7 protein-coding genes are annotated in these 5,849 nt (G+C 55.1%); 4 read left to right on the forward strand and 3 right to left on the reverse strand.

The genetic code is table 11. From position 1 onward, the window contains the following. Positions 1 to 390: hypothetical protein (locus RTX98_RS18170; protein WP_312798202.1), on the reverse strand; the 390-nt coding region annotated here is incomplete at its 3' end. 29 nt (positions 391 to 419) lie between these two features. Further along, the gene (locus RTX98_RS18175) at positions 420 to 1,376 is read right to left on the reverse strand and encodes a DUF3883 domain-containing protein (RefSeq protein WP_312798203.1); all 957 of its coding nucleotides are present in this window, start codon (positions 1,374 to 1,376) and stop codon (positions 420 to 422) included. Positions 1,377 to 1,860: 484 nt separating this feature from the next. Here RTX98_RS18175 and RTX98_RS18180 point away from each other — a divergent pair, with 484 nt between their 5' ends. Beyond that, positions 1,861 to 2,100, forward strand: a complete 240-nt coding sequence (locus tag RTX98_RS18180; RefSeq protein ID WP_312798204.1) for a hypothetical protein — start codon at positions 1,861 to 1,863, stop codon at positions 2,098 to 2,100. 605 nt (positions 2,101 to 2,705) lie between these two features. On the opposite strand, the gene RTX98_RS18185 is transcribed toward RTX98_RS18180, so the two are convergent. Next, positions 2,706 to 2,891, reverse strand: a complete 186-nt coding sequence (locus RTX98_RS18185; RefSeq protein ID WP_312798205.1) for an N-6 DNA methylase — start codon at positions 2,889 to 2,891, stop codon at positions 2,706 to 2,708. 208 nt (positions 2,892 to 3,099) lie between these two features. Here RTX98_RS18185 and mads1 point away from each other — a divergent pair, with 208 nt between their 5' ends. The 3 genes from mads1 to RTX98_RS18200 all read left to right on the forward strand — a co-directional run. Then, positions 3,100 to 3,351, forward strand: a complete 252-nt coding sequence (gene mads1 / locus RTX98_RS18190; protein ID WP_312798206.1) for a methylation-associated defense system helix-turn-helix domain-containing protein MAD1 — start codon at positions 3,100 to 3,102, stop codon at positions 3,349 to 3,351. Next, entirely contained in the window at positions 3,308 to 5,350 is a 2,043-nt protein-coding gene (gene mads2 / locus RTX98_RS18195; protein ID WP_312798207.1) for a methylation-associated defense system DNA methyltransferase MAD2, read from the forward strand. The genes mads1 and mads2 overlap by 44 nt, the downstream gene beginning before the upstream one ends. Before the next feature lie 112 nt (positions 5,351 to 5,462). After that, on the forward strand, positions 5,463 to 5,849 hold a 387-nt coding region (locus RTX98_RS18200), incomplete at its 3' end, for a hypothetical protein (RefSeq protein WP_312798208.1).

A 5,849-nucleotide genomic window follows, 5' to 3' on the forward strand; every position in this document is an offset into this window, starting at 1 on the left:
CGCTGATCCGAGCTGTATTGCGTTGGGCTGGTCCTCTCGCTCCGCACCGGCCTCGATCAGCAAGGGGGTCGGCGAATAGACGGAAATTTCATCATCGCAAATGAGAACACCGAGCCGCAGTCCCTGCTGATAACGCACTGGGAGCATCTGATTCGTCGAGAGTTGCTGCAGCGCCTTCAAGCCATCCAAAGTCCCATAGCCTAGCCGGCAAACCTCGGCATCGGTGTCTACGATGACGGTGAGCGCGGGCGGTTCGTCTCGTGCCATGAGTTGGCTCATCGCTTTGACGATCGGTTCAGTCACACCTGGCGCAATGTAGACCAATCGCCACGCACAGCGAGTGATCGCCCCGACCAAGGTAATTTCGTTAACAACAGTAAATGTAGACAATATCAACTCTCCAACGGAAACTTTGTTTATCAGTTAACACGCTTCGGCCATTTCACGCGCCACACCTGCGGCGTATAGCTGTCCTCAGAAATCGTATTTATCGGGTCCCGTATGAGTTGTGCCACGCCCAGTTCGACCGGATTGGGCTCAATGCGATAGATCCAGGCTCGCTGCCCCAGTCCCTGCAGAACCTTTCGCTCGTTGGCCGTGATGAAAAAGTCCGACCCCGCTACGCTCGTTGTCTTCACCTCGATGTATCGCTCTTCACCGGGCCATGTGGACTCGATGTCAAATCCGCGTCCCACATCCTCCACAGCCACATGCTTGACATAGCGCCCAGGTGTCGAGCAACCGAGATCGCGCAGACGCGAAAGCTCGAACTGCAAGGCGATCTCTTCGCCGTGTCGACCAAGCATTGAATTGCCGTCTTGCCGCTCGATCAACTCCTCCGGCGTCAGAGGTGGCAAGGAAATTCCGCGAGTCCCACCGGTGGACGTTGCCGCAGTCTCCGCGGGCATTCCATCCACCGTGCCGCCTGCCGCAGTGGATGCACCGCGTGCTAACGGCACCAAGCCTAAACTAGCGTCAAGCACTGCGCGCAATTGCTCAGGCTGGACCGCTATCTGAAGCACCGGTGATTCGCCGGGCTTCAAGTACCGGACACGTCCATCCTTGATGCTGTGGACTGGGTTACCAGTGGTACCGTCATAGCGCGCATTCACTTGCAGCCCTGGAACCAAGTCGCGCATTAAACGACCGTCCGGGGCGCGTTCTCGGAGGTAAAAAGTAAGCTTCTGCTTGTTCAACCGCACGCCAATCTGCACCGCGCCGTGACGAGGAAACCCATAAGCCACGAATGGCCCTTTGGCCTGTCCATTGTCGACTTCGATTTCGCCGCCGTAGTCGTGCTCGATGAGGGTGACCGCTTCGGCAATGGATTCGCCGACGGAAAAATTCCGGCCGTTAACATTCAAGACTTTTACCACTACCTTTTCCTCGTGATTCTTTATTGTTAGTAGCCGCGCGGCTCAGATCCGCGTCTATCGCTTCGGGCAGCGCTTATTAGAAGTTCATTTTGCCGAGGCAATTAAATCAACCGTTACTCGTAAGAACGCATATTTGAGGCAGACATGGTACCGTCAAGCAAATCTAGTCACAATCACTTGGCGTGACCTGCTAGGTTCGCGGCATACTGGCCCTGTAAATAGCTGCCCAACGGCAAGTTTAACTGCCAGAGCGAACGTCGGTTTAAGGTTTCGCACATATATTGACGAAATCAGTTGTTGTAAGGCACTCATTCCCGACGAGCTCTGGTCCCTTGTTGCGGCTCATCTTTCAGCGTACCCGCCGCCTTCGAGAGGTGGTCGACCACGCATGGGGACCGGGCAACACTGACCGGTATTTCTGTTCGTCCTCAGGACTGGAATACCATGGGAGTATCTGCCGCGTGAGCTTGGGTGAGGTAGCGGAATGACCCGCTGGCGTCGCCTGCACGAATGGATGCAGGCGGGTGTATGGCAGAGTATTTACGAGGCGATACTGCGCCGGCTCCGCGAACAGGACCAGATCGTGTCGGATCGAGCGTGCATTGATGCCGCCAGCGTGCCTTCGCCGGCTGGCGGCGAGTACACCGGTCGAAACCCAACTGATCGGGGCAAGCTGGCTGCGAACACCACATCCTTGTCGATCAGCGTGGCTTGTCGTTGGTAGCTCAGTCGAGGCAATCCCGGCCATTTAAGGGTTGCCAAGCCGAGCTCACAAACGCCCAGGGAAACTGCACGCCGGCCTTGCCTAGGCACCACGAGCGCACCGTGCCTGGCCGCGCCGACGAGGCATTGATGCACGCATTACGAGGTATAGCGTCGAGTCACGCGAACGGCTTGGCTGCTGGCGTTGGGTCGTCGGACGTAAGTCGTCCTCATCGCCTCCGCTTTTTGAGGGACGAGGTTTCGGTGACTGTCTAATCTGCCGTTGCGGAGCCGCCGGGTGACAAGCCCGATAATGCCAACACCCAGCGAATTCTACAAAGTTTCCTTTCCGCCCTCGCGCACGCGCACGCGCGTAAGCATAAGAAAATTCAGACGAAACTTACACCCATACATGGCGAACTGGCTTATCGCCCCGCGACCAGGAAGGGCAGCCCCAGCCTCCTTGAGAAACTCGTTGTACTGCTGCGTAGTGATCTTGATCTTCTGCTCTCGCGACAAGCTCCCCATGCACAGTCGCCAAGTGGGAGATGTTCAGCTTGAAATCGTTCTTCTCGATTTCATCCATGCCCACCCTCGCGAGTAGCGAGCCTCTTCCTTGCGGAACTGTTAGGTGTCGATGATCTTGTCGATGTGCTTCGGCAAGAGTTGGCTGTGTCGCTTACCCTTTTCGAAATGGTCTTCCGCACTGATGAATAGCACGTCGTCCGGCTTCTTAGACTTCTTCAGCACGAGAATGCACCCCGGGATGCGGGCGGGCAGGAACAGCACGCCGTGCGGCGGGGTGATCGCCATCACTCCGTCCTGCTTCAAGAAGTGCGCGAGGCACGGGTTCTCGAGCTGAAAGCCAAGCATGGTTTGAAGGCCCTTGATCCCGGGAAAACGAGTGTGACAAGAATAAACCCAACTAAAGAAGGCTCAAACCTGTCGGACTGGATGAAAGTGGCGTAGACTTTGTTTATTTGCCGCAATTTTAGCGGCGCATTTATGTATGGATGCAGACATGGACGACCGCTGGCTTTCCGTCGATGAAATAGCTGATTATCTCGCCGCGGCCAAAGCCACCGTCTACACCTGGGTTACCTCTAAAGGCATGCCGGGGCCCAAGCTCGGGCGCTTCTGGAAGTTTAAAAAGGAAGATGTAGACGTCTGGGTGCGAGAGGGCGGTGCCGCCACCAGCAGTGATGACTTTGATAACAAGGAGCTGCGCAATGCCCAAGCAGCGCTCCACACCGGAAAACAACGATATGCGTGACCTTGATCAAGAAGCCCAAGCGCCGGAGAGCGCACTCGACGACGGTAAGGTCTTTGACTACATTACCGGCAACCCGGTGAAGGACAGCGACAAGGAACAAGTCCGCCAGCGGATTGCCCGCGCCATCATCCATGAGTACGGCATTGCTGCCGAAGACATGGAGCCTGACTTCAAGGTCAAGGTGTTGGGCAAGAACCGCAAGCTCGACATTGCCATCTTCAAGCCCGGCCAAGCGCACACGGTGGACAACCTCTACCGCGCCGTGGTGGTTGAGAAGGAGCCTAAGCTCGGCACCAAGGGCGCCTATCGCATGCGTGATCCCGAAGAGGCGCGCAAAGAATTTGAGGTACTAGAAACCGTGATGGCTGAAGTCGAAAGCTGCGACTACGGCCTCTGGACCAACGGCCTGGAGTTCTTCTTCTTCAAGAAGGAGGTCACCCGCTTTGACACCAAGCTCAAGCCCATCGGCGACTGGCCTTTGGGTGACGATTCCTTCAGCGTCGAGGGTCGCTCCATGGGACGCTTACGCCGCGCCGATCCGGTCATGCTGCGCACAGCCTTCCGCCGCTGCCACAATTACATCCACGGCAACGAAGGCATGCCCAAGGACGCTGCCTTCTGGCAGTTCCTGTATCTCATCTTCTGCAAGATGTATGACGAGCAGCAGCCCAACGAAGCACGCCGTTTCTGGGTAGGGCCGTTTGAGCCGTTTGAAGTTTCAGGCCGTGAGCAAATCCGCTTGCGCATCAAGCCACTTTTTGAGGCAGTGAAGAAGAAGTACGACGGCCTGTTCAAAGGCAACGAAGAGATAACCTTGTCCGACCGGGCTTTGGCCTTCATTGTTTCAGAATTGGCTCGCTACGACTTTGGTCGCACCGATGTGGATGCCAAAGGAACGGCCTACCAAGAAATCGTTGGTACCAACCTGCGCGGAGATCGAGGCCAATACTTCACACCGCGTGGCGCAATCAGCCTGATGGTCAAGATGCTGGCACCCAAAGAGCATGAGCGCGTGCTTGATTCGTCCTGCGGCACAGGCGGCTTTCTGGTCGAGACCCTCAACTACCTCAACAAGGTTTTTCAAGACGAAAAGCGCATTAAGGCCGGCGAAGAGAATACGGAAGAGTTCTTGTCCATCCGTGATCGCCTCGCTAGCTTCGTGTCTAAAAACCTATTCGGTGCCGACTTCGATCCCTTCCTTGTGAAGGCCGCACAGATGAATGTGATGATGGCCGGCAATTCGTTAGGCCATCTTTATCACATGAACTCGCTGGAGTTTCCTCGCGGTGACTTGCCCGGCGTGCAGTCTGCCAAGGAAGACATTCCCCTTGGCTCGATCGATGTTTTGCTGACCAACCCGCCGTTTGGATCTGACATCCCCGTTACCGAAAAGACTATTTTAGAGCAATACGAACTGGCACGCCGCTGGGAACGGCATGAAGATGGGTTTGTGATGACTAATAATGTCAAGCCTGCAGTGGCTCCAGAAACGCTATTCATTGAGCGATGTGTACGGTGGCTCCGACCAAACGGTCGAATGGGAATTGTATTGCCAAATGGTGTTCTCGGTAATCCCGGCGATGAGTACATCCGCTATTGGATTCTTCGCCATTGCTGGGTGTTGGCCAGCATCGACTTGCCGGTTGAGTCATTCATTGTAGAGGCGAATGTAAACATACAGACTACTCTACTGTTTTTGAAAAGGAAGCCAGCTGAAGTTGTTCAAGCTGAAGATCTAGGGCAAAAGAAGGATTACCCGGTTTTTATGGCAGTAGCAGAGAATGTGGGCTTCGACCGTCGAGGAAACACTCTCTACAAGCGCCATCCAGATGGTGAAGAAATTCTTGTGGATGTCAGCCATGAAGAGAAAGTCCGTATTGGCGGCGGCCTACAAGTTCGCACGCTTCATCGCAAAGAGCGAATTCTCCATGATGACCTGCCGGAGATTGCCAAAGCCTATGCCGAGTTTCGCGCCACACATCCAGAGCCCAGCAAATGATCACACGACTGAAAGCTATGCGCTATCGTTGCTTTGAACGCCTCGGCGTCGATGTGGGCGACTTTCGCGTTTTGAGCGTACTGCATGAATGGTTTCCTTCGGAGGTGCCCGTATGACCTTTGCAGGTTTCAAAAACGCGAGCATTATTCGTTCTAGTTGGCTGGATGAGCCAGGTAGGCGCCTTGATTGCAACCCATATATGTCCGGAGCCCTTGAGGCTAGAGATGCGCTGGCATGCCTCTCTGTACCGAAAGAGAAACTGCAAGACGTAACGGAAAATATTTTCCATGCGGGCCGGGAGGGGCGGAATTGGGTTGATGATCCACGCTATGGCACCCCATTCTTAGGTAGTTCAGACATTCTGCTTGCAGATCTTTCGACCTTGCCGTTGATAGCCAAGAAGCAAGTGGAACGTAACCCGTTATTTACTCTTGGGGAGCGTTGGACATTAATCACCAGATCCGGAACGATTGGGCGTATGGCCTATGTAAGGCCGGAT

Origin of the sequence: Tianweitania sp. (genome assembly GCF_032053605.1) — a bacterium.
GTDB lineage: Bacteria > Pseudomonadota > Alphaproteobacteria > Rhizobiales > Rhizobiaceae > Tianweitania.